Origin of the sequence: Lysobacter enzymogenes (genome assembly GCF_900106525.1) — a bacterium.
GTDB classification, from domain to species: domain Bacteria; phylum Pseudomonadota; class Gammaproteobacteria; order Xanthomonadales; family Xanthomonadaceae; genus Lysobacter; species Lysobacter enzymogenes.
This window is the reverse complement of sequence record NZ_FNOG01000001.1, coordinates 827,314-847,296: the sequence shown is the minus strand read 5'-3', so window position 1 is coordinate 847,296 and position 19,983 is coordinate 827,314. Positions and strand designations below refer to the sequence as shown.

22 protein-coding genes are annotated in these 19,983 nt (G+C 70.9%); 4 read left to right on the top strand and 18 right to left on the bottom strand.

The genetic code is table 11. The features are described from left to right. Positions 1-539 precede the first annotated feature (539 nt). The 6 genes from BLU84_RS03655 to BLU84_RS03635 all read right to left on the bottom strand — a co-directional run bounded on the left by BLU84_RS03655 (position 540) and on the right by BLU84_RS03635 (position 6,547). Entirely contained in the window at positions 540-1,778 is a 1,239-nt protein-coding gene (locus BLU84_RS03655) for an ABC transporter permease (protein WP_074862973.1), read from the bottom strand. Continuing rightward, entirely contained in the window at positions 1,775-2,491 is a 717-nt protein-coding gene (locus tag BLU84_RS03650) for an ABC transporter ATP-binding protein (RefSeq protein ID WP_074862971.1), read from the bottom strand. Before BLU84_RS03650 ends, BLU84_RS03655 begins: the two co-directional genes overlap by 4 nt. Then, complete coding sequence (locus BLU84_RS03645; protein WP_083382283.1) at positions 2,488-4,080, bottom strand: efflux RND transporter periplasmic adaptor subunit; 1,593 nt, start codon at positions 4,078-4,080, stop codon at positions 2,488-2,490. Before BLU84_RS03645 ends, BLU84_RS03650 begins: the two co-directional genes overlap by 4 nt. A gap of 59 nt (positions 4,081-4,139) precedes the next feature. After that, the gene (locus tag BLU84_RS28205) at positions 4,140-4,409 is read right to left on the bottom strand and encodes a DUF6053 domain-containing protein (RefSeq protein WP_425479302.1); all 270 of its coding nucleotides are present in this window, start codon (positions 4,407-4,409) and stop codon (positions 4,140-4,142) included. A 68-nt stretch (positions 4,410-4,477) separates the two neighbouring features. After that, positions 4,478-5,812, bottom strand: a complete 1,335-nt coding sequence (locus BLU84_RS03640) for a sensor histidine kinase (RefSeq protein WP_074862969.1) — start codon at positions 5,810-5,812, stop codon at positions 4,478-4,480. 24 nt (positions 5,813-5,836) lie between these two features. Next, entirely contained in the window at positions 5,837-6,547 is a 711-nt protein-coding gene (locus tag BLU84_RS03635) for a response regulator transcription factor (RefSeq protein WP_057948657.1), read from the bottom strand. Between the two features lie 108 nt (positions 6,548-6,655). Here BLU84_RS03635 and BLU84_RS03630 point away from each other — a divergent pair, with 108 nt between their 5' ends. Further along, a complete protein-coding gene (locus BLU84_RS03630; RefSeq protein WP_074862967.1) occupies positions 6,656-6,997 on the top strand; it encodes a DMT family protein in 342 nt (113 codons plus the stop codon). A gap of 52 nt (positions 6,998-7,049) precedes the next feature. Then, the gene (locus BLU84_RS03625; RefSeq protein ID WP_074862965.1) at positions 7,050-7,697 is read left to right on the top strand and encodes a hypothetical protein; all 648 of its coding nucleotides are present in this window, start codon (positions 7,050-7,052) and stop codon (positions 7,695-7,697) included. Between the two features lie 43 nt (positions 7,698-7,740). On the opposite strand, the gene BLU84_RS03620 is transcribed toward BLU84_RS03625, so the two are convergent. From BLU84_RS03620 to nudE, 9 genes are all read right to left on the bottom strand, one after another. Further along, entirely contained in the window at positions 7,741-8,313 is a 573-nt protein-coding gene (locus BLU84_RS03620; RefSeq protein ID WP_139174600.1) for a hypothetical protein, read from the bottom strand. Between the two features lie 80 nt (positions 8,314-8,393). After that, positions 8,394-8,699 (bottom strand): Mpo1-like protein, encoded by a 306-nt coding sequence (locus tag BLU84_RS03615; protein ID WP_074862961.1) that lies wholly within the window; start codon positions 8,697-8,699, stop codon positions 8,394-8,396. 110 nt (positions 8,700-8,809) lie between these two features. Continuing rightward, on the bottom strand, positions 8,810-9,544 hold the full coding sequence (locus BLU84_RS03610) for a hypothetical protein (RefSeq protein WP_139174598.1): 735 nt from the start codon (positions 9,542-9,544) through the stop codon (positions 8,810-8,812). A gap of 356 nt (positions 9,545-9,900) precedes the next feature. Next, the gene (locus BLU84_RS03605; RefSeq protein WP_139174596.1) at positions 9,901-10,566 is read right to left on the bottom strand and encodes a hypothetical protein; all 666 of its coding nucleotides are present in this window, start codon (positions 10,564-10,566) and stop codon (positions 9,901-9,903) included. A 49-nt stretch (positions 10,567-10,615) separates the two neighbouring features. Continuing rightward, positions 10,616-10,942: a YnfA family protein gene (locus tag BLU84_RS03600; protein ID WP_074862955.1), complete on the bottom strand. Its 327-nt coding sequence runs from the start codon at positions 10,940-10,942 to the stop codon at positions 10,616-10,618. Positions 10,943-11,085: 143 nt separating this feature from the next. Further along, positions 11,086-11,730: a hypothetical protein gene (locus BLU84_RS03595; protein ID WP_074862953.1), complete on the bottom strand. Its 645-nt coding sequence runs from the start codon at positions 11,728-11,730 to the stop codon at positions 11,086-11,088. A gap of 1 nt (position 11,731) precedes the next feature. Continuing rightward, positions 11,732-12,553: a nucleoside triphosphate pyrophosphohydrolase gene (mazG, locus tag BLU84_RS03590; RefSeq protein ID WP_425479319.1), complete on the bottom strand. Its 822-nt coding sequence runs from the start codon at positions 12,551-12,553 to the stop codon at positions 11,732-11,734. 1 nt (position 12,554) lies between these two features. Then, complete coding sequence (gene cysQ / locus BLU84_RS03585; RefSeq protein ID WP_074862949.1) at positions 12,555-13,394, bottom strand: 3'(2'),5'-bisphosphate nucleotidase CysQ; 840 nt, start codon at positions 13,392-13,394, stop codon at positions 12,555-12,557. After that, a complete protein-coding gene (gene nudE, locus BLU84_RS03580; RefSeq protein ID WP_083382282.1) occupies positions 13,391-14,008 on the bottom strand; it encodes an ADP compounds hydrolase NudE in 618 nt (205 codons plus the stop codon). Before nudE ends, cysQ begins: the two co-directional genes overlap by 4 nt. A gap of 110 nt (positions 14,009-14,118) precedes the next feature. Here nudE and bioA point away from each other — a divergent pair, with 110 nt between their 5' ends. Together bioA and BLU84_RS03570 are read left to right on the top strand one after the other, a co-directional pair. Beyond that, positions 14,119-15,513, top strand: a complete 1,395-nt coding sequence (bioA, locus tag BLU84_RS03575; protein ID WP_233431050.1) for an adenosylmethionine--8-amino-7-oxononanoate transaminase — start codon at positions 14,119-14,121, stop codon at positions 15,511-15,513. Continuing rightward, the gene (locus BLU84_RS03570) at positions 15,510-16,250 is read left to right on the top strand and encodes a 16S rRNA (uracil(1498)-N(3))-methyltransferase (RefSeq protein WP_074862946.1); all 741 of its coding nucleotides are present in this window, start codon (positions 15,510-15,512) and stop codon (positions 16,248-16,250) included. Before bioA ends, BLU84_RS03570 begins: the two co-directional genes overlap by 4 nt. A 165-nt stretch (positions 16,251-16,415) precedes the next feature. On the opposite strand, the gene BLU84_RS03565 is transcribed toward BLU84_RS03570, so the two are convergent. The 3 genes from BLU84_RS03565 to BLU84_RS03555 all read right to left on the bottom strand — a co-directional run bounded on the left by BLU84_RS03565 (position 16,416) and on the right by BLU84_RS03555 (position 19,973). Further along, positions 16,416-18,989, bottom strand: coding sequence for an ATP-binding protein (locus tag BLU84_RS03565; RefSeq protein ID WP_074862944.1), 2,574 nt, complete (start codon positions 18,987-18,989; stop codon positions 16,416-16,418). 157 nt (positions 18,990-19,146) lie between these two features. Next, complete coding sequence (locus BLU84_RS03560; RefSeq protein ID WP_074862942.1) at positions 19,147-19,608, bottom strand: chemotaxis protein CheX; 462 nt, start codon at positions 19,606-19,608, stop codon at positions 19,147-19,149. Continuing rightward, positions 19,605-19,973, bottom strand: coding sequence for a response regulator (locus BLU84_RS03555; protein ID WP_074862941.1), 369 nt, complete (start codon positions 19,971-19,973; stop codon positions 19,605-19,607). Before BLU84_RS03555 ends, BLU84_RS03560 begins: the two co-directional genes overlap by 4 nt. Between the last annotated feature and the right edge of the window lie 10 nt (positions 19,974-19,983).

The following is a 19,983-nucleotide window of genomic DNA, read 5'->3' as shown; positions in this document are numbered from 1 at the left end:
ACGGCGCGGCGGCGCGCGGTCGGGAACGACGGGGAAGTCGGCATGGGCGGGCGTTCTCGATCCTGGGGCCGGAACCGGCCCGATGGGGGAGCCGGCCCGATGGCGGAGTAAGACGAACGGCGGCCGGCGGCCGCCACAGGGCCGGGATTTTGCCACAAGCCCGCGGCGGTCGCCCCGGCGCGGGTGCGCGGCGGCGGGCGGGTGCGGGCCGCCCGGGCCCGGCGCGGCGGGCCGGAGGCTGGCCGCGGCGGGGCGGCGGCTGCACCTGTCGAGCGGCCTGGGCCGGCCGGGCCGGTTCAGGTACACGACCGGCGCCCTCGCCGACGCGCCCCCCGGTCCGCCCCCTGTAGGAGCGGGGCAAGCCGCGACCGCGAAACCGCGCCTGCGTCGCACGCCACACTTTTGTCGCAGGCCGCGCTTTCGTCGGGGGGCAGATTTGCGTCGCAAGCCGATTGTCGCGGTCGCGGCTTGCGCCGCTCCTACGGGGCTTCGGCCGGTCCACGTTCGCTGCGGCTCCGGATCGCCGCACGGGCGATCCGCTACTGCTGCCGCAGCGCCTCGATCGGATCCAGCTGCGAAGCCTTGCGCGCCGGGTAGTAGCCGAAGAACAAACCGGTCGCGATCGAGAACCCCGCCGCCAGCCCGATCACCTGCCCGTTCAAGGCCACCGGCAGCGCGCCGATGCGGCCGACCAGCAAGGTGCCGACCACGCCGATGGCGATGCCCAGCGCGCCGCCGATCAGCGAGATCAGCATCGCCTCGGCCAGGAACTGGCGCTGGATGTCGCGCGGCCCGGCGCCGACCGCCATGCGCAGGCCGATCTCGCGGATGCGCTCGGTCACCGACACCAGCATGATGTTCATGATGCCGATGCCGCCGACGATCAGCGAAATCGTCGCCACCGCGCCGAGCAGCAGCGACATCAGGCGCGTCGTCTGCGTACGCGTGGCCACCACCTCGGCGATGTTGCGCACGCTGAAATCGTCGTCGCCGCCGGGCTGGATCTTGTGGCGCTGGCGCAGCAGGCCTTCGATCTGTTCTTGCGCGTAGGACACGTCCTCGGCGCGGCCGACGCCGACCGCGATCTGCATCACCGCGCCGTTGGGCAGGCCCATCGCGCCGAGCATGCGCCGGCGCCCGGTTTCCAGCGGCACCAGCACGACGTCGTCCTGGTCCTGGCCGAAGCCGCCCTGCCCCTTCGGGTTGAGCGTGCCCAGCACCGTGTACGGCACCCGGCCCAGGCGGATGGTCTGGCCGATCGCGTCCTCGTCGCCGAACAGTTCGCGGCGCACGGTTTCGCCCAGGATCACCGACTTGGCGCCGCTGCCGTAATCGCGCGCTTCGAAGTCCGAGCCCGAGGCGATGGTCCAACCGTTGATGTCGAAGAAATCCGGCTGCACGCCCTGCCACTGGGTCGACCAGTTGTTCTCCGCGTACACCGCCTGGGTGCCGCCGCGCAGCGAGGCGGCGACGTATTGCACTTCCGGCACTTCGGTGCGGATCGCTTCGGCGTCGTCCTCGGTCAGGGTGAAGAAGCTCGACGAGCTCAGGCGCACGCCGCCGGTGCCGCGCCCGCCGCCGCCGGCGCTGATGTCCAGGCGGTTGGAGCCCAGGCCGGACACCAGCTTGTCGATCTCCGACTGGGTGCCCTGGCCGACCGAGACCATCACGATCACCGCCGCGATGCCGATGATGACGCCCAGAGACGTCAGCGCGCTGCGCAGCCAATTGCCGCGCAGCGCGAATACCGCCGTGCGCAGCACTTCGAGGAAGTTCATGCGCCGCGCTCCTGCTCGTGCAGTTCGCCGTCGCGCATCACGAAGATGCGGTCGGCGTGCGCGGCCACGTCCGGGTCGTGGGTGATCAGCACCACGGTGTGGTCGCGCGCCTGCAGGCTCTTGAACAGCGCCAGGATCTCCTCGCCGGTGCGGGTGTCGAGCGCGCCGGTGGGTTCGTCGGCGAGCAGGATCGGCGGGCGGTTGATCAGCGCGCGGGCGATCGCCACGCGCTGCTGCTGGCCGCCGGACAGCTCGCTCGGCCGATGCCCGGCGCGCGGGCCCAGGCCGACCGCCTCCAGCGCTTCCTGCGCGCGCTGCACGCGCTCGTCGCGGCGCACGTTGGCGTAGCCCATCGGCATCGCCACGTTCTCCAGCGCGTTCATGCGCGGCAGCAGGTTGAAGCCCTGGAACACGAAGCCGATCTTGTCGCGGCGCAGGATCGCGCGCTCTTCCTTGTCGAGCGTGGCCACGTCGACGCCGTCGCACAGGTAGACGCCGCTGGTCGGCGTGTCCAGGCAACCGATCAGGTTCATCAGCGTCGATTTACCCGAGCCGGACGGCCCCATGATCGCGACGAACTCGCCGCGCGCGATGCGCAGGTCGACGCTGTGCAGCGCGATCACCTCGGCCTCGCTGCCGGGCGAATAGACCTTGCCCAGCGCGCGCGTCTCGATGACCGCGGCGGCCGGCGTTGCGGCGGCCACGGCGCTCATTTCGCGCCGCGTCCGGTGCCGACGACGACCTCGGCGCCTTCCTTGATGTTGCCCGAGACCTCGGTCCAGCTGCCGTCGCTGGCGCCGACCCGCACCACCACCGCTTCGGGCTTGCCGCCGACCAACTTGTACAGCGGCGCGCGGCGCGCGCTGACCAAGGCCGAGACTTCGCTGTCCCAGGTTTTTTTCTGCTCGTCGCTGAGCGTGTCGCGGAACGCGCCGAACTGCTGGTTGAAGCGTTCGAGCATGCGCTGGCGCGCGGCGCCGGAGACCGCGCCGGCGGCGCGGTTGCGGTTGTTGTTGCCGCCGCCACCGCCGCCCGGCCCGCGGCCGCCGCCCATGATGATCGTCGGCGCGCCACCGCCCGGCGGACCGCCACTGGCACCGCCGCCCGGCGCGACGCTGCGCGCGGCCATGCGCTGCTTCATCTGTTCCAGCGCCGCATCGAACGCCGCGCGCTGCTCCGGGCTCAGCTTGAGTTGCTCGGCCACCCGCGGCAGGTCGTTGCCCAGGCCGCCGCGCTGACCGCCGGGGCCGCCGGCCGGCGCGCCGGCTGCGGCCGCCGCGTCGTCGTCGGGCTTGTAGCGCAGCGCGGCGTTGCCCACGCGCAGCACGTCGTCGCGGTGGCTGACTTCGATTTCGGCGTTGGCGGTCATGCCCGGCAACAGCACGCCGTCGGCGTTGTCGACCGACACCACCACCGGATACGTGATGACGTTGCTGGTGTTGGTCGCCGACAGCCGCACCTGCTGCACGGCGCCGCGGAACTTGCGGTCGGGGAAGGAATCGACGGTGAAGTTGACCGCCTGGCCGGATTTGACCTGGCCGATGTCGGCCTCGTCGATGGCCAGCACGATCTCCATCTTCGACAGGTCTTCGGCGATCTGGAACAGCACCGGCGCCTGCAGGCTCGCGGCCACGGTCTGGCCGGGCTCGATGCTGCGGGTCAGCACCACGCCGTCGACCGGCGCGCGGATTACCGTGCGCTGCAGGTTCAGGCGCGAGGTCTGGGTCGAGGCGATCTGCTGTTCGATCTGCGCCTTGGCGCCGTTGAGCTGGGCGCGGGCCTGGTCGAGCGCGGCGCGGGCCAGGTCGACGTCGCTGCGCGCGATCAGCTGGTCTTTCGACAGCGAGGCTTTGCGCTGGTAGTCGAGCTCGGCGTTGCGCAAGGTCGCCTGCGCGGTGGCCAGCGAGGCGCGGGCGTTGGCGACCTGGGCGTTGCCCTGGTTGATCTGCGCCTCGTACGTGCTCGGGTCGATGCGCGCGATCACCTGGCCCTTGGTCACGCGGTCGTTGTAGTCGGCCAGCACTTCGATCATCTGCCCGGAAATCTGGCTGCCCACGTCGACGGTGGAAATCGCCGACAGCGCGCCGGTGGCCGAGATGGTCACGCGGATGTCGCCGCGCTCGATCTTGGCGGTGCGGTAGGCGCTGGCGGCCTGCTCGGCGTTGCGCTGGCTGTAGAAGTGCCAGCCAATCCCGGCCAGCGCCAGCACCGCCACGGCGATGGCCGCGCGCTTGGGCCACGGGGATTTGCGCGGGCGCAGGGAGGACGCGGAACGGGGCGAGGACGACTGGGCTGCGCTCATGAGTTCGGGACGGTGGGCTCTGCAGGTGCCAACGCGCGTGGCTGAATGGGGTTGACACGTTATGCGTCGAATTTTTCAACGCCTGTTGCCGATGTCGAGTTTGACCGCGTGCGCGAAGCGGCGGCAAGGCGGCATCGGTTCATGGATGCGGCGATGAGGCGAAGCGTCGCGCGGTCGGGATGAGGATCGCCGGGCGCTTGCGGGAGGGACTTCAGTGGGTAGGCGACTTCTGTGGAAGGACCTCTTGTGGGAGGGACTTCAGTCCCGACGCTGTTGTGCCGGGTCGCCGCGATCTGAACGGAAAGCATCGGGACTGAAGTCCCTCCCACAAAAGCCGGCTGCGCCCACCAACGATGCGGCGATCTGGGCTATCTGTTCCCGGCAGGAGGCCGAGGCCTCAGGCCTCCGGCACCCGCGGCACCGGCGCGCTCGGCGGCGGCGCCGGCGGTTGCGGCAGGCCCGGCTTGAACCGGATCACCGCGGTGGTGCCCTGCCCCGGCGCGCTGGTCAGGGTCACCGGCCAGCCAAAGCGCTCGCCGAGCCGGCGCACGATCGACAAGCCCATGCCCTTGCCGTCGCCGGCGGAGAAATCGGCGCGGTAGAACGGGGTGAAGGCCTTGGTCAGGGTCTCCACCGACATGCCGATGCCGGTGTCGCGGATCTCGATGCTGTCGCGGCCCAGGCGCACGTCGATGCGGCCACTGTCGGTGAAGCGCACCGCGTTGCTGAGCAGGTTGGCCACCATCACCCCCAGCGCATGCGGCGGCGCGGTCAGGCGCGGGCCGCCTTCGTCGTACAGATGCAGTTCCACCGGCTTGCCGTTGAGCAGCGGCAGGATCCGCTCCATCTCGTTGTCGACGATGTCGCGCACGGCGAATTCTTCCGATTGCGGCTCCACATCGGATTCGCGCGCCAGGATCAGGAAGGCGTCGATCACCGCCTCCATGTCGCGGCCGGCGCGCTGCACCCGCAGCAGCGAGCGCTGCGCGCGCACCGGGGTGTCGGGGTCGGCCAGCATCAGGTCGGTGGCTACGCGGATCACCGTCAGCGGCGTGCGCAGCTCATGGCTGGCGTCGCGGGTGAAGTCGCGCTCGCGCTGGACGAAGTCGCTGACGCGTTCGGCCAGGCCGCTGAGCGCGCTCGACAGCCGGCGCACTTCGCTGCCGGGGTCGTAGGGGAATTTGATCGGCTCGATCAGGCTGGTGTCGGGATCGCGCGGATCCCATTGCGAGACCACGTTGGCCAGCCAACTCACCGGCGAGACCAGGCGCTTGGAAGTGCGGTAGGTATGCCAGGAAATCAGGTAGGTGGTCAGCAGCGAGAACAGCAGCGAGAACAAACCGGTGTAGAGGATCGCCTCGTCGATCAGCGAGGTCGAATACACCAGGTAGAAGCTGCCGCTCTCGCGCCGGTCCACCAGCACCACGCGGCCGCCGCCGGGCAGGTTGTGCAGGCCCGAGTCGACCCCGCGCATCTGCGCCGGCAGCACCGAATCGCTGGCGCCGGTGGGGACGAAATGGCCGCGCGTGGTCGAGGTGCGCGGCAGCGGATAGGCCGGATCGCGCTTGCGCCCGTCCCAGTAGTCGTCGGCCTCGCGCTGCATGCGCTGCTCGAGCACCACATGGCGCACCGCCAGCCCCGCCAGGAGGATGCCCAGCGTGATCGCTATGCTGCCGATCAAGGCTTGCAGGATGAAGGCAAGCTTGATCTTGCGCGGTAGCCCTTGCGGCATGGCGGTGGCGGGGGACCGGTCCAATCAGTCCGGCGGCTGCGAAATGTCCGCCACCCGGTAGCCGGCGCTCTGCACGGTATGCAGCAATTGCTTGTCGAAGGGCTTGTCGATGGTCTTGCGCAGGTTGTACAGATGGCTGCGCAAGGTGTCCGAATCGGGCAGGCCGTTGCCCCAGATCTCGCGCTCGATCTCCTGCCGGCTGACCACGCGCGGCGATTCGCGCATCAAGATGGTCAGCAGGCGCAGGCCGATCGGCGAGAGCTGCAATTCGCTGCCGCCGCGGGTGACCCGCAGGCTGGCCGGGTCTAGCACCAGATCGGCGACCTTGAGCACCTCGCCGCCGACCTGGCGGCGCTCGCGCCGGATCAGGGCGCGCAGGCGCGCTTCCAGTTCCTGGATCGCGAAGGGCTTGGTCAGGTAGTCGTCGGCGCCGGCGCTCAGGCCGGTGAGCTTCTCATCGAGGGTGTCGCGCGCGGTCAGCATCAGCACCGGCGTCGATTTTCGCGCTTCTTCGCGCAACTTCTTGCAAACCTCGATGCCGTCCATGCGCGGCAGCATCAAATCCAGCACGACCACGTCGTAGCTGTTCTCCGTCGCCAACCGGTATCCGTCCAGACCATCGGCGGCGTAGTCGACCTCGAAGCCTCGGCTTTCCAGGTACTCGCCCACCATCTCGGAGATATTGCGGTTGTCTTCGACGATGAGGACCAGGCCCCCGTCTCTCGTACCCTGCATGCAGCCTCTCCACTGTCCTTCAGTTTTGTGAAGATTGCCCTCCACAAGGTGGACGGTTCGTGAAGGCCATACTGTAGGTCCATCACAAACCGCCCCCGTGGCCCTTGCATGCTCGCCGACCGCCTCTACCCGATCCTGCTGCTGCTCGGCTCCAACATCTTCATGACCTTCGCCTGGTACGGGCACCTAAAGTACAAGTCGGCGCCGCTGACGGTGGCCATCGCGGTCAGCTGGGGCATCGCCTTGTTCGAGTACTGCCTGCAGGTGCCGGCCAACCGCATGGGCAGCGCGGTCTATTCGGCGCCGCAGCTCAAGGGCATGCAGGAGGTCATCACCTTGCTGGTGTTCGCCTGCTTCTCGATCTGGTACCTCGGCCAGCCGCTGAAGTGGAACCACTGGGCCGGGTTCGGGCTGATCGTGGTGGCGGCGTGGCTGATCTTCCTGGATTGAACTGGCCCCGGTCGAGGCAGCCCCGCTTGCGGACCGGCGGGAGCGCGCGGACATGAACGGCTACGCGCCCACGACGCGAGCACCGCTGAGCCTGCGCGCCGTGCTCACGCAGTTTCTCGACCATGGCCGGCTGGTGTCGGCCGCGGCCTTCGGACTCGACCCGGAGTGGGACCTGGACACCGCTCTCGCCCATGGCTGGCAACCTTCCAGCCTGGAGCCGGGGGCGACCGCGCAACTCGAAGGCGACGTCCTGCTGCGCCATCGCGGCGGCTGGCGGGCGCTGACGCTGAAGCCGTTCTACCTGCGCGGGCGCTATCTCGGCGCAAGCTTCGCCTGCGGGCGCGGCCTGCCGCTGGCGCAGGCGCTGCCGTGGCTGGCCGCACGCCGGCCGGCGGCGAAGACCGAGTGGTTCCACTTCGTCGGCGCCGACCAGGGCGCGGTGCTGATCGACGGGCGCGTCGGCCTGCACTTCGACCGTCGCGGCCGGCGCTTTTTCCTCAACGGGTTCGATGCCAGCGTCCCCGCGCCGGCCGACGATCCGGACCTGCCCGGCGGCTGGGACAACGCGAAGTGGCTGCGCGGCCTGATGGCGCCCTGCGACAGCCTCGCCCAGTGGCGTGCGCTGGCGGCGCAAGACGCCCATCCGCGCGCAGCGGCGCAGGCGATCGGCGAGATCGCGCCCTATCTGCCCAGACGCTGAGCGAGCCGGTCCGGCGAGCGCTGCGGGGGCGTACGCCGCCCGATCAGGGGGCACAGGTCGACACCACCTCGACCTCGCGCTCCCAGGAGCGGCCGCGCAGGTCCAGGCTGAGCCGACCTTTCCAGACGGTGCGGGTCGCCTCCTCGTCCTGGCGCGCCCGAACGGCCTGGGCCGGCGGCACCAGGCGCCAACCGTCGGCGTGTTCGGCGTACAGACGCGGCGCCTGCAATTGCAGCCGGGCTGAGACCCGTTCGGTCGGCGCCGACCACCGCACCACCGCGCCGCGGCGCTCGCGCAGGGTCTGGCTTTCGATGTCGCTGGCGGCGCCCTCGCGGCGCAGCGCCAACGGGCGGCCGGCGACGGACAGATACAACGCCGGCCAGGCGGACGGATAGGCCCCCCCGTCCTCGCGCGCGAGCCAGACCGTCGCCACTCGCTGGCCCGAGCCGACCTTGCCGGTGCCGTTCACCCAGACATCGACCAAGGTACAAGTCTTGGTCTCCTTCGCATCCTCCAGCCACGGCGAGGTGCGCAGCGGCAAGTCCGGCGCGCTCGGCGCGGCCGCGCGCGCGGCGGCGCAGGCGAGGCTCAAAACGGCGAACGCCAGGGATTTCACGGCCAGCATCCTTGCATCGGGTACGCGGCGCGGCGGCCGCGCGCGGACTTGGAAAGGGTGCGCTCGGCGAGGAGCGCGGTTCAGAACCTGATCTTGCCGGTGAGGATGTCCTTGAACATCACCCAGTCGCCGGCGAACGAATACAACGGGTGCTTGAACGTCGCCGGCCGGTTCTTCTCGAAGAAGAAATGCCCGACCCAGGCGAAGCCGTAGCCGCACACCAAGGCGGCCAAGAGCAGCCACGGCCGCCCCTGCGCGATCGCCAGCGCCAGCAGCGCCAGCACCCCGCAACTGCCGACGAAATGCAGCCGGCGGCTGGTGCGGTTGCTGTGCTCGCTGAGGTAGAACGGGTAGAACTCGCGGAAATTCTGGAAGCGCTGGCTCATCTGCGTCTCCTCGCGCCGGCGGCGCGCTGGGTCGGTCTCGCTATCGGCTCACCATAACGCGGCCGGCTGCGGCGGAGTGTCGTCGACGCGACATTCAGCGGCGCCGGCGCTCAGCCGCCGCCGGGCGCGGCGGGCGCCACCGGCAACGTCAGCGCCTGGACTTGTTCGGGCGTCAGCGAGTCCGGCCCCAGGCCGGTGGCCAGGATGTCCTGGTTCAACTCGTACAAGGCCTGCACCGGCGTGCCGGTCAGGCAGCGGATGCGATTGCCGTCGACCTGGAAATCCCGCGCCGGGTACGAACCCGGCTCCGGCGGCAGCCACTGGGTGTAGGCTGCCTCGCCCGCGAACGCGTTCGGCACCGCAACCGCCCGATCAGTGCGGCGACGCGCTTGCATCTGCGATACCGGCGCGCAGCCGGCCCAGCCGCCGCCGCGGGCGGCGAAGACCGGGTAGTGGGCGACTTCGACCAGGCCCGCGCCTTCGCGCCGCAGGAACAACAGCGCATGCGCGAAACCCAGCAGTTCGGGCTCGCCGAGGTGCTGGTGGAAGTCGAACTCCAACTCCGCGCGTTGATCGCGTCCGTGCAGCCATTGCTCGACCCGGTATCGGGCGCGGTAGCGTCCGCCCCATTCGTCGTCCTGCGCGGCCATCGACTCCAGCGAGATCCGTTCGCCCACCGCGACGACCAGGTCGGCGACGGGATCGAGCGCCGGCGCCGCGGCAGGCGCCGCCGGCAGCGGCGCTGCGTCGGCCTGCGGTGCGGCGGGTTCGCGGGCGCATGCGCAAAGCAGCGCCACCCACAGCAAGCCAACCGCCGGATGCGGGCGCGAGGGATGCCGGTTCATGCAGATCTCCGCTGCGTAGGTGGCTGCATACTCGACCGCCTCGGCAACCCGCGCAAGCGCGCCGCCGACGCGCCCGCGCGCAGCGGCAGGCGCGACCCACGCCGCGCCTGCGCTTAACGCAACTGCCGCGCCAACTGCCGCTGCCGCACCGCTTCCTCGAACAGCAGCAGCGGGGCCACCACGGCACTCAGGCCGCCGCGCCGTTCGACGAGGCAACCGGCCGGTCGCAGGCGATCAGCGCTTCGTTGTGATTCGCCCGCTGTGCGCATCGCGCCGCGGCAGGCCGGCTACGGCACGCTCGCGTCGGGCTTCGGAGCATGACGGCACGGCAACTCGGGCCGCGCGTGGCAGCAGATTCAACGCGCGGACGTCCGCGGCTCATCCGCGAACCAGCCATCGTCCCTGAGCACGCCGCGTTTCTTGACTTCGAACAAGGCCTGCGCCGACGCGCCGCGCAGACAGTAGGCGCGCCGCCCCTCGACCCGGAAGTCCGAACGTCGAAACTGCTTTTGCGAAAACACCGGGGTCCAAGACGCGTCCAGTGGGACATAGGCGTCGTCGCCGAAGCTCATCGGCCGCGCCGGGGCGATACCGCGCCGCTCCTTGCGTTCCCACGCGGACAACGGACCGCAACCGGCCCATTCGCCCGCGGCGGTGCGGAACACCGGGTAGAACTGGTACTTCACCTGCACGTAGCGCTCGCCGTCGCGCGCCAGGAACAACAACGAGTGCGGGAAGAACGAGAAACCCGGCTCGGAGTAATGATCGTAGGCCTCGAACTCGATCCGCTCGCCGTCGTAGCGGCCGTGCAGCACCTGCACCACCCGGAAGCGGGCCTTGAACGCGCCATCCATCAGCAAAACGTTCGGCGGCAACTGCGGTTCGAACTCAACCACCGACTCCTTTTCGCCGACGAACACCAGCAGATCGTCCGGATCGCGCGGCGGCGCCGGATCGGCCTGCGCCTGCGCGCACGCCAAGGCCAACAATCCCGCGGCGATCCATCCCTTTACGCGTCCCATAGCGCCTCCTGCCTGCCTGTCGCGATGCTGCCTACGCACAGTTGGCGGTTCAAGCCGTGCGCGGCGCGAACATGATCACCGCCATGCCGGCCAGGCACAACGCCGCGCCGAGTAGATCCCAGCGGCTGGGTTTGATCTGGTCCGCCCACCACAGCCAGAAGATCGCGACGGTGACGTAGACGCCGCCGTAGGCCGCGTAAACCCGGCCCGAGGCAGCGGGGTGCAAGGTCAGCAGCCACGCGAACAGCGCGAGGCTGGCGGCGGCCGGCAACAACAACCACGCGCTGCCGCCTTTGCGCAGCCATAGGTACGGCAAGTAACAGCCGACGATTTCGGCGACGGCGGTGAGCAGGAACAGCAGGAAGGTCTTGAACATGCGGGGTCTCCGGGAAGCCGGCTTAGGCAGCGACCGGACAGGAAAGCTTCGGGCCTGAAGGCCCTCCCACAAAAGCGCGTCGCCGCCGGTTTTGTGGGAGCGCCTTCAGGCCCGAGGCTCTGCGCTGCGGGCGCATGGCGTCGCTAGAATCCCGACAGTTCGATCCGGTCCTTGCCGGCGAGCCCGAGCCGATCCGAGCGCCGATCGATGCCCACGGCGTGACTGCGCCCGCAGCCGGAGAACGTCCAGGTTTCCACCGGGACGGACGCTTGGTCTGCGCTCGCCGCCGTTGCCGGCGCCGCGCTCACCCCTTCCAGGGCCGCGCAATCCAGCCGCGCCAACGCCAGCGGCGCGATCGAAGCGAGCAGCGGCTTGGCGGCGGCCGCATCGATCTGCGAATTGGTCACCGACGGATAGTCGATCCGGCCCCACTCGTTGATGCGCTCGACGCACTGGTAGGACGCGACCAGCTTGTTGTCGCCCGACGCAACCGAGATTCCGACCCCGACGTACTGCGCCATGCGCTTGCCCGCCTTGCTGCTTGCGTAGTCCTGGAACGCGGCCAGGCGCTGCGCGGGAATGCGCGACTGCCACGCGGAAAAAGCGCTGTCGACTTGCTTGGACAGCGGCGGCATCGCGCGCTTGCAGTGCTCGGCGAACTGGCTGTGGAACAGGTACTCCCGGTTCGCATCGTCCTGGGCGGCCGCGATGGCGGGCCACACCGATGCCGTCGCCAAAGTCGCTACCGCCAGCGCCGCGCGCATCCGTTCGCGATCCTTGCTGCGCATCTCAGCGCTCCTCGGCCTTGACCCGGTTCCAATAACCGTCCTGCGCTTCCAGCGACAGCTCCGGCAGCGCCATGCCGTCCTGCGCGGCCTGCAATTCCATCGCGCGGAAGCGGCGTTCGAACTTGAGGTTGGCGCGGCGCAGCGCGGCGCCGACGTCGACCTTGGCGTGGCGGGCGAGATTGGCGCAGACGAACAGCACGTCGCCGATCTCCTCCTCCAGCCGGTCGCGCGCGGCCGCGTCGTCGGGCGCGGCGGCGACCGCGTCGAACTCGACCCGCACTTCTTCGATTTCTTCGTGCAGCTTGGCGATCACCGGCGTCGGCGCCGGCCAGTCGAAGCCGACCGAAGCGGCGCGCTTTTGCAGCTTCACCGCGCGCTGCCATTCCGGCAGGCCGCGGGCGATGCCGGCCAGCGCCGAGGTGTCGGCTTCGCCGGCGGCCTGGCGCTCGCGGCGCTTTTGTTCTTCCCACGCCACCGTCTGCGCATCGGCGTCTTCGACGCTGGCCTCGCCGAACACGTGCGGATGCCGGCGCACCATCTTGTCGCTGATCGCGGCGACGACATCGTCGAAGGCGAAGGCGTCTTGTTCCTGCGCCATGCGCGCATGGAACACCACTTGCAGCAGCAGGTCGCCGAGTTCGTCCTTGAGCGCGTCCAGGTCGCCGCGGTCGACCGCGTCGGCGACTTCGTAGGCTTCCTCGATGGTGTACGGGACGATGCTGGCGAAGGTCTGCTCGATGTCCCACGGGCAGCCGCGCTCGCGGTCGCGCAGGCGCGCCATGATTTCCAGCAGGCCGGCGATGCCCGGCGGCAGGTTCAGCACCTCAGCCATCTTGCCAGGCCCTCCACGGCAGCGACAGGTCGCCCAGGGCGATGAAGTCGCCGTTGAGCAGGCCGTCGCGCTGGTTGTAACGGAACGGGCGTCCGCGCGGGTCGAGCACCGCGCCGCCGGCCGCTTCGAGCACGCATTGCCCGGCGGCGGTGTCCCACTCGCTGGTCGGGCCGAAGCGCGGATACAGATCCAGCGAGCCTTCGGCGATGCGGCAGAATTTCAGCGACGAGCCCAGGCTGACCATGGCGATGCCGCCGGCGGCTTGGCGATGCGCGCGGGCGAGGAACTCGTCGCTGCGCTGGCTGTGGTGCGAACGGCTGGCGGCCACCCGCAGCGGCTGCGCCGGCGGCACCTGCGCCTGCACGCGGCGCTCGACATCGCCGTCGCGGCGATAGGCGTGGCCGCCGCGCGCGCCGTGCCACAGCGCGCCGCCGACCGGCGCCAGGACCACGCCGAACACCGGCTCGCCGCGTTCGATCAGGGCCAGGTTGACCGAGAACTCGCCGTTGCGCTTGACGAACTCGCGGGTGCCGTCGAGCGGATCGACCAGCCACAGCCGGTCCCAGCCGCGGCGCTGGGCGGCGTCGACTTCGTGCGCGGATTCTTCCGACAGCACCGGGATGTCCGGCGTCAGCCGCGCCAGCCCGTCGACGATGACGTGATGCGCGGCCATGTCGGCGGCGGTGAGCGGCGAGGCGTCGGCCTTGCGCTCGACTTCGAACTCGCCGTCGTAGATTTCCAGGATCGCCGCGGCGGCGGCGCGGGCGATGGCGATGGCGCCTTCGACCAGGGCGCTGTCGGCGACGAAGGCGGGGGCTGCGGCTGCGCTCATGGGGCTATCTCCGAACCGCCGGTGGGATCGGCGGGTTCCGCCGGCGGCGGCGCCGGCTCGCCGTGGCGCAGCCATTCGCGCGCGATGAACAGCGCGGCGATGGTGCGGCCTTCGGAAAAATCTTCGCGCAGGATCAGCTCGTGCAGGCGGTCGAGCTTCCACGGCACCACTTCGAGCTCTTCCGGCTCGTCGCCGGGCAAGCGCTCGGGATACAGGTCGCGCGCCAGCACCAGGTAGGCCTGGTGGATCATGTAGGTCGGCGCCAGGCTCAGCGAGCGCAGCACGGTCAGCGAACGCGCGCCGAAACCGGCTTCTTCCTTGAGTTCGCGGTTGGCGGCCTCGATGGCGTCTTCGCCGGCGTCGATCCGGCCCTTGACCAGGCCCAGCTCGTAGCGGTGCACGCCGGCGGCGTACTCGCGCACCAGCAGCACGGTGTCCTCGTCCAGCATCGGCACCACGATCACCGCGCCGGGCCCGCCCGCGCGCGGGCGGCCAAGCAGGCGCTCGTAGCGGCGGCGCTCGCCGTTGGAGAACTCCAGGTCGAGCGATTCCATCCGGTAACCGGCGGCGTCGTGCTCGACGACGTTGTGGACGATCGGCAGCCGCCGGCTCATGGCGCGGCCCCGGACCCGAGCGGCGCGCGCGAAGGCGCCATGAACGGCATGGGCGGAAGGCGGAAAGGCACGATAATAGGGGGATGCGAGAGATCACTCACGACCCCCTGATGCTAGCAGAGCCCGGCAACGCTGCGGCGCACGCCTGGCGCGAACGCGACTTGAACGTGCTGTGGCACCCGTGCACCCAAATGCGCGAGCACCCGCACACCCTGCCCTTGCTGCCCATCGCCAGCGGCCAGGGCCCCTGGCTGATCGGCCACGACGGCCGCCGCTGGCTGGACGCGATTTCCAGTTGGTGGACCAACCTGTTCGGCCACGCCGAGCCGCGCATCGCCGCGGCCATCGCCGCGCAGGCGCGGACCTTGGAGCACGTGATCCTGGCCGGCGTGTCGCACCCGCCGGCGGTGGAGCTGGCCGAGCGCCTGCTCGCGATCGCCCCGCGCCAGGCCGGGCGCGCGCCGCTGGCCAAGGTGTTCTACGCCGACAACGGCTCGGCCGGGGTCGAGGTGGCGCTGAAGATGGCCTTCCACTGGTTCCGCAACCGCGGCGAGGACGGCCGGACCAAGTTCGTCGCCCTGGAGAACGGCTACCACGGCGAAACCCTCGGCGCGCTGGCGGTGGGCGATGTTCCGCTGTACCGGCGCGTCTACGCGCCGCTGCTGATCGAGTCGCTGTTCGCGCCCTCGCCCGACGCCTACGCCTGCGAACCCGGGCAAAGCCCGGCCGAGCGCGCGCGCCAGGCCGCGCAGGCCTTGCGCGAACTGCTCGAGCGCCATGCCGGACAGGTCTGCGCGATGATCCTGGAGCCGCGCGTGCAGTGCGCCGGCGGCATGCGCATGCACGATCCCGAGTACCTGCGGCTGGCGCGCGAGATCTGCGACGAGCACGGGGTGTTCCTGATCGCCGACGAGATCGCGGTCGGCTTCGGCCGCACCGGCACGATGTTCGCCAGCGAGCAGGCCGGGGTCATGCCCGACCTGCTGTGCCTGTCCAAGGGCCTGACCGGTGGCGCGCTGCCGCTGGCGGCGGTGCTGGCGACGCAGTCGATCTACGACGGCTTCCTCGACGACTCGCGCGAACGCGCCTTCCTGCATTCGCACAGCTACACCGGCAACCCGCTGGCCTGCGCAGCGGCGCTGGCGAGCCTGTCGATCTTCGAACAAGACGATGTGATCCAGCGCAACCGCGCCACCAGCGCGCGCATGGCCGAGCTGGCCGCGCCGCTGGGCGATCATGCGCACGTCGCCGACCTACGCCAGGCCGGCATGATCGTCGCGTTCGAGCTGACCCGCGGCGGCGACAAGCGCACGCCGTTCGACCCGGCCGCGCGCATCGGCCTGCGCGCCTACCGCGCGGCCCTGGAGCGCGGCGTGCTGCTGCGCCCGCTCGGCGATATCTTGTATTGGATGCCGCCGTACTGCATCGACGAAGACGCCTTGCAACTGCTCGCGCGGACCACGCGCGAAGCCATCGACAGCGCCATCGCGGAGGCCGACGCATGAGACTGACCCGCGTGCATGTGGAAAACGGCGATCTGGCCCCGGGCCGCGAGGTGGTATTGCCCGAAGGCCCGGCCACGCATCTGGCGCGGGTGCTGCGCCACGAGGTCGGCGACGCCTGCGTGCTGTTCAACGGCGACGGGCGCGATTACCACGGCGTCGTCAGCGCCATCGGCAAGCGCGAAGTGCGCGTGGCGATCGAATCGGCGCAGGACGTCGCGCGCGAATCGCCGCTGCGGCTGGTGCTGCTGCAGGGCGTGGCGCGCGGCGAGAAGATGGACCTGATCCTGCAGAAGGCGACCGAGCTGGGCGCGAGCGCGTTCCATCCGCTGTGGTCGCAGCGCAGCGAGGTCAAGCTCGACGCGGCGCGTGCGGACAAGCGCCTGGCGCATTGGCGCAGCGTGGTGGCCTCGGCCTGCGAACAAAGCGGGCGCGCATCGGTGCCGGAGGTGGCCGCGCCGCTGGCGCTGGCCGCCGCGCTGGCGGCGCTGCCGGCGGACGGGCTGCGGCTGATCCTGGATCCGGACGGCGAGCTGGGTTTCGCGACCCTGCAGGTGGATGCGGCCGCACCGGTGTTGTTGGCGATCGGGCCGGAAGGCGGCTGGTCGCCGCTGGACCGCGAACAACTGCGCGCGGCCGGATTCCACGGATTGCGGCTGGGGCCGCGCATCCTGCGCACCGAAACCGCCGGGCTGGCGGCGATCGCGGCGTTGCAGGCTCGGTTCGGCGACCTGGCTTGAGGTTGCATAGGCGGTTGCGCGCGGCGGATCGCGCGCCGTCGCCGTATCGCCGTTCACCGCCACGCTGGCTAGATCGCACGCGAACCTGAGCGGTGCGCACGCAGCCCGAGGTCTTAAGACCCGCTGCGTTCCTTGTCCCGTCTCGCGACCGGTTGGCCGGCGGCCTCAACCCGCCGGCCAGGCGATGCGCACTTCGGTCGAGCGTCCCGGCACCGTCAGCAGCGACACCTGCGCGCGCAGGCCGCGCAAACGTTCGACCGCGTTCGGCAGGCCCAGGCCGCGCCCGCTCGCGCCGCCGGCGTGCGGCGCGGTGGTGACGCCGGGTTCGAACACTTTCATGATCGCCTCGCGCTCGCTCAGCTGCCCCGCCTGCAGCGGAGTGAAGCCGCCGTCGCGGACCAGCGCCGCGCGCACCCGCACCACATTGATCCCGCGGCCGTCGTCGCGCGCGCAGAACAGCCAGCCTTCGCGCTCGCCGTAGCTCAGGCTCAGGCGCACCGCGCCGACCGGATCCTTGCCGACCCGGCGCCGCATCGGCATCGGCTCGATCCCGTGCAGCACCGCGTTGGCGACCAGTTCCATGCCGATATCGCGCAGCATCGCCGCCTGCGCGGGCGGCAGCCGCGCGAACGGCTCCAGCAAGGCCTCCACCCGCACCGCCTTGCCCTGATCGCCGGCGAGCCGGCGCGCGAGCCCGGCCCAGTCGACGAACGCCGCCTTGTCGGCCGGCAACGCTTCGGGGCCGTCGCCGGACAGCGCCAGCAGCGGCGCCCAGGCCAGCGGGTCTGCGTCGTCGCCGAGCGCCGATGCCGAGCGCGGCGCGGCGGCTTCGATTCCGGCGTCGCGGTTGGGCTTCAGCACCAAGGCCTCGACGGTGGCGGCGGGGTCTGCGGAGGTGGTCGTTGCTATGGGCGGGGACGAATGTTGCGGCGTGGCGTTGTGGTGCGGCGATGCGGCGAGCGATGCCGATGCCGATGCCGATGCCGATGCCAACGATACCTGCGCCGATGGCGGCGAGATTCGCGGCGTCGCCGGGAACGACGGCTCCGTCGCCGCCTGCCGCGCGGGAGGCGGCGAGACCGAAACCGGCGCGGGCGTGTCGATCCGGCGCTGTGCGACCATCGTCGGTGCCGATGCCGATGCCGATGCCGATGCCGATGCCGATGTCGGTGCCGGCGTCGGTGTCGGCGACGCCGTCTGGGTCGACGCGTTCGGCGTGACGAGAGCGGCTGTCGTCGTCGGGGCCAGGAGAGCCGCGGCATCCGCGGACGCAACCGCTGCGGCAGGATTCGGCGAGGATCGGATCGGCGCGGCGAACAAGGCCGCATCCGCCGCCACGAACGACGCCGCGGCCGGCACCGTCACTTCGCCGCTGTCCGAGGAACTCGCTGCGGGCCGGATCGACACAGCAGCCCTGACCGCACCCGCCGCCGCAACGACCGGCGCCGCCACAGCGCTCGTCGCAACCACGCTGACCTGTGGCGCAGGCGAAGCGGTCTGCGCCCGCGCCGCGGCCGCCAGCACATCGCTTTGGCCGGACCGCTGCAAGCGCGCGACCAAGGCCTGCGCGTCGCCGCGCCGCGGCGACTCGGCATTCACCGCGTCCGCCGTATCCGCCGTCCTGCCCGGCGCAGCCGCACCCACGTCGCCGCGGCCGCTGTCCGACGTGCGCGCCGCGCCGACGCGCGCATCCAGGCCGAGCACGAACTCGCGCACGGTCGCGATGCGTTCGGCCAGCACGTCCAGCTGCGTCGCCAGCCGCGCGCCCTCGTCGGCGCGGGCCGCCGGCCCGGACTCCAGCAGTTCCAGTTCGAAGTGGTGCGCCGGGGTTTCCAGCAGTTCCAGTTCGATCGCCGCCGCCTCGCGCTTGATCGTGCGCGCTTCCTCCAACAGGCTGCGCAACGACGCTTCGCGCTCGGCTGCGGCGGACGCGCCGCGCAGCCGACCCAGCCGCACCCGCGCTCGCTCCAGCGCGGCCTCGGCGTGGCCCAGGCAACTGCGCAGTTGCAGGCCGTCGCGGCCGCAGGCGCGCAGCAGGCCGTCGAGTTGCGCGCGCAGGCGCAGGCGCGCGCCGGCCAGCTCGCGCGCCGCCTGCAAGCGTTCGCCGATGTCGCCGACGACGACCAGCAGATAGACCACGCGCTCGCCGTGACGCACCGGTTCGAACCGGAAACCCAATTGCAGTTGCCGCGACGGCGGCCCGGGCAGCACCACCTCGGCCAGCGGGTTGCGCGTGGCCGGCCGTGCGCCGGCCCGCGCGGCGAAGCACTCGCGCAGATGCGTGCGCAAGGCCTCGACTGTGTCCGCGCCGAGCATCGGCCGCAACGCCTCGACCAGGTCCATGCCGGGCCAGAGCTTGCGCTGAAGCACGCCGAACAACGACGGCGACACCGGTTCGCGGATGACGAAGTCGGCATCGATCAGGCACATGCCCTCGGGCAGCGCGCGCAAGGCGTCTTCGCAGCGTTCGCGCCAATGCGCGTGCTCGAGCTCTTCCTCGCGCAACCGGCGCAGGCGCAACCACAGCGCGAGGCAGGCGCCGGCCGCCAGCGCCAGGCCGAGCGCCGCCGCGAGCAGCAGGCTGTAGCGCAAGGACGCGACCCGCAGCGCGCCGGCCAGCACATCGGCCGAACGCGCCGTCGCCGCCGCGGCGGCCAGGGCCAGACCGAGCGCCGCCGCCGCGGACGCGGTCAGCAGCGGGCGCAGACGCGCGTGCGGCTGGTTTGGGTTTTCCGACATGGCGATCTCCGGCTGCGTCCCCGCCGCGCCGCAGCGCCGCGGGGACGAATCGCGAAGGCCGGCTCCGGCCGCATGGAGCGATCCGCGCGGCGGCGCCTATCAGGGGGAGCGTCGCCGACGGCGCGCGGCCGGAGCCGCCTTCACGAACTGGCGCGGCTTATTCCAGCCGCTCGATATCCACCACCAACGAAGCGCTGTAGGTCTTCCAGCTGACCATGATCACGTAGGGCCGCTTGCGCGAGCCGGCGCCGCCGATCGCGCCGGCCGCGGTGCGCGGCACCGAGATCTCCATCTCCCCGCCGAAGTGCTTGCGCGCGTTGCCGGCCAGGGTGTTGGCCAGCTCGCCGACGGTGTCGCGCAGGTTGGCATCGGACTGGTCGCTTTCGTTGAGCGCCAGCAGCAGGTGGCGGATCATCGCGCGCGGCGCCGACACGGTGATGGTGCCGCGGAACTGGCCGCTGACCGCGATCTGGCCGCTGTAATCGAACACCGGCGCGGTGCCGCCGTTGTCGTCGAGGAACGCGCCGCGCACGTTCGCCGGCTCGTGGGTGAGCTGGTTGAAGTAGTTGGTGACCGCGTCGATGAAGACCTTGATTTCGGTTTCGTTGAGGTCGCTCATGTCGGCAGCATCTCCAGCAGGGCCTCGACCAGTTGGTCGTCGGTGAAAGGTTTGTAGAGGAACCCGCGCGCGCCCTTCTTGAGCGCGGTGATCGCGGTGGATTTGTCGCTCAGCGCCGAGACCACCAGGATGTTGACCTTGTCGTCGATGGCGGCGATCTGTTCGGTGCATTCCACCCCGCCCAGCTCGGGCATGGTCAGGTCCATGGTCACCACGTCCGGGCGGTGGCGCACGAACAGGTTCAGCGCTTCGGCGCCGTTGCGGGCCTGGCCGACGATCTCCAGGCCGGGCAGCCGGGTGTCGCCCGCCAGCCGCGCGATGCGTTGGCGGATCACGTTGGAGTCGTCCACGATCAGCAGTTTCATCGGGCCTCCG

Bases quoted from the DNA above. Each gene is read 5' to 3' on its own strand.
- cysQ (WP_074862949.1), bottom strand. From the start codon at position 13,394: ATGAGCGCAGCCGCAGCCCCCGCCTTCGTCGCCGACAGCGCCCTGGTC.
- BLU84_RS03640 (WP_074862969.1), bottom strand. From the start codon at position 5,812: ATGCCGCAAGGGCTACCGCGCAAGATCAAGCTTGCCTTCATCCTGCAA.
- BLU84_RS03615 (WP_074862961.1), bottom strand. From the start codon at position 8,699: ATGAGCCAGCGCTTCCAGAATTTCCGCGAGTTCTACCCGTTCTACCTC.
- BLU84_RS03645 (WP_083382283.1), bottom strand. From the start codon at position 4,080: ATGAGCGCAGCCCAGTCGTCCTCGCCCCGTTCCGCGTCCTCCCTGCGC.
- BLU84_RS03600 (WP_074862955.1), bottom strand. From the start codon at position 10,942: ATGTTCAAGACCTTCCTGCTGTTCCTGCTCACCGCCGTCGCCGAAATC.
- BLU84_RS03610 (WP_139174598.1), bottom strand. From the start codon at position 9,544: ATGAACCGGCATCCCTCGCGCCCGCATCCGGCGGTTGGCTTGCTGTGG.
- BLU84_RS03605 (WP_139174596.1), bottom strand. From the start codon at position 10,566: ATGGGACGCGTAAAGGGATGGATCGCCGCGGGATTGTTGGCCTTGGCG.
- BLU84_RS03655 (WP_074862973.1), bottom strand. From the start codon at position 1,778: ATGAACTTCCTCGAAGTGCTGCGCACGGCGGTATTCGCGCTGCGCGGC.
- BLU84_RS03570 (WP_074862946.1), top strand. From the start codon at position 15,510: ATGAGACTGACCCGCGTGCATGTGGAAAACGGCGATCTGGCCCCGGGC.
- BLU84_RS03630 (WP_074862967.1), top strand. From the start codon at position 6,656: ATGCTCGCCGACCGCCTCTACCCGATCCTGCTGCTGCTCGGCTCCAAC.
- BLU84_RS03650 (WP_074862971.1), bottom strand. From the start codon at position 2,491: ATGAGCGCCGTGGCCGCCGCAACGCCGGCCGCCGCGGTCATCGAGACG.
- nudE (WP_083382282.1), bottom strand. From the start codon at position 14,008: ATGAGCCGGCGGCTGCCGATCGTCCACAACGTCGTCGAGCACGACGCC.
- BLU84_RS03595 (WP_074862953.1), bottom strand. From the start codon at position 11,730: ATGCGCAGCAAGGATCGCGAACGGATGCGCGCGGCGCTGGCGGTAGCG.
- BLU84_RS03565 (WP_074862944.1), bottom strand. From the start codon at position 18,989: ATGTCGGAAAACCCAAACCAGCCGCACGCGCGTCTGCGCCCGCTGCTG.
- bioA (WP_233431050.1), top strand. From the start codon at position 14,119: ATGCTAGCAGAGCCCGGCAACGCTGCGGCGCACGCCTGGCGCGAACGC.
- BLU84_RS03625 (WP_074862965.1), top strand. From the start codon at position 7,050: ATGAACGGCTACGCGCCCACGACGCGAGCACCGCTGAGCCTGCGCGCC.
- BLU84_RS03635 (WP_057948657.1), bottom strand. From the start codon at position 6,547: ATGCAGGGTACGAGAGACGGGGGCCTGGTCCTCATCGTCGAAGACAAC.
- BLU84_RS03555 (WP_074862941.1), bottom strand. From the start codon at position 19,973: ATGAAACTGCTGATCGTGGACGACTCCAACGTGATCCGCCAACGCATC.
- BLU84_RS03560 (WP_074862942.1), bottom strand. From the start codon at position 19,608: ATGAGCGACCTCAACGAAACCGAAATCAAGGTCTTCATCGACGCGGTC.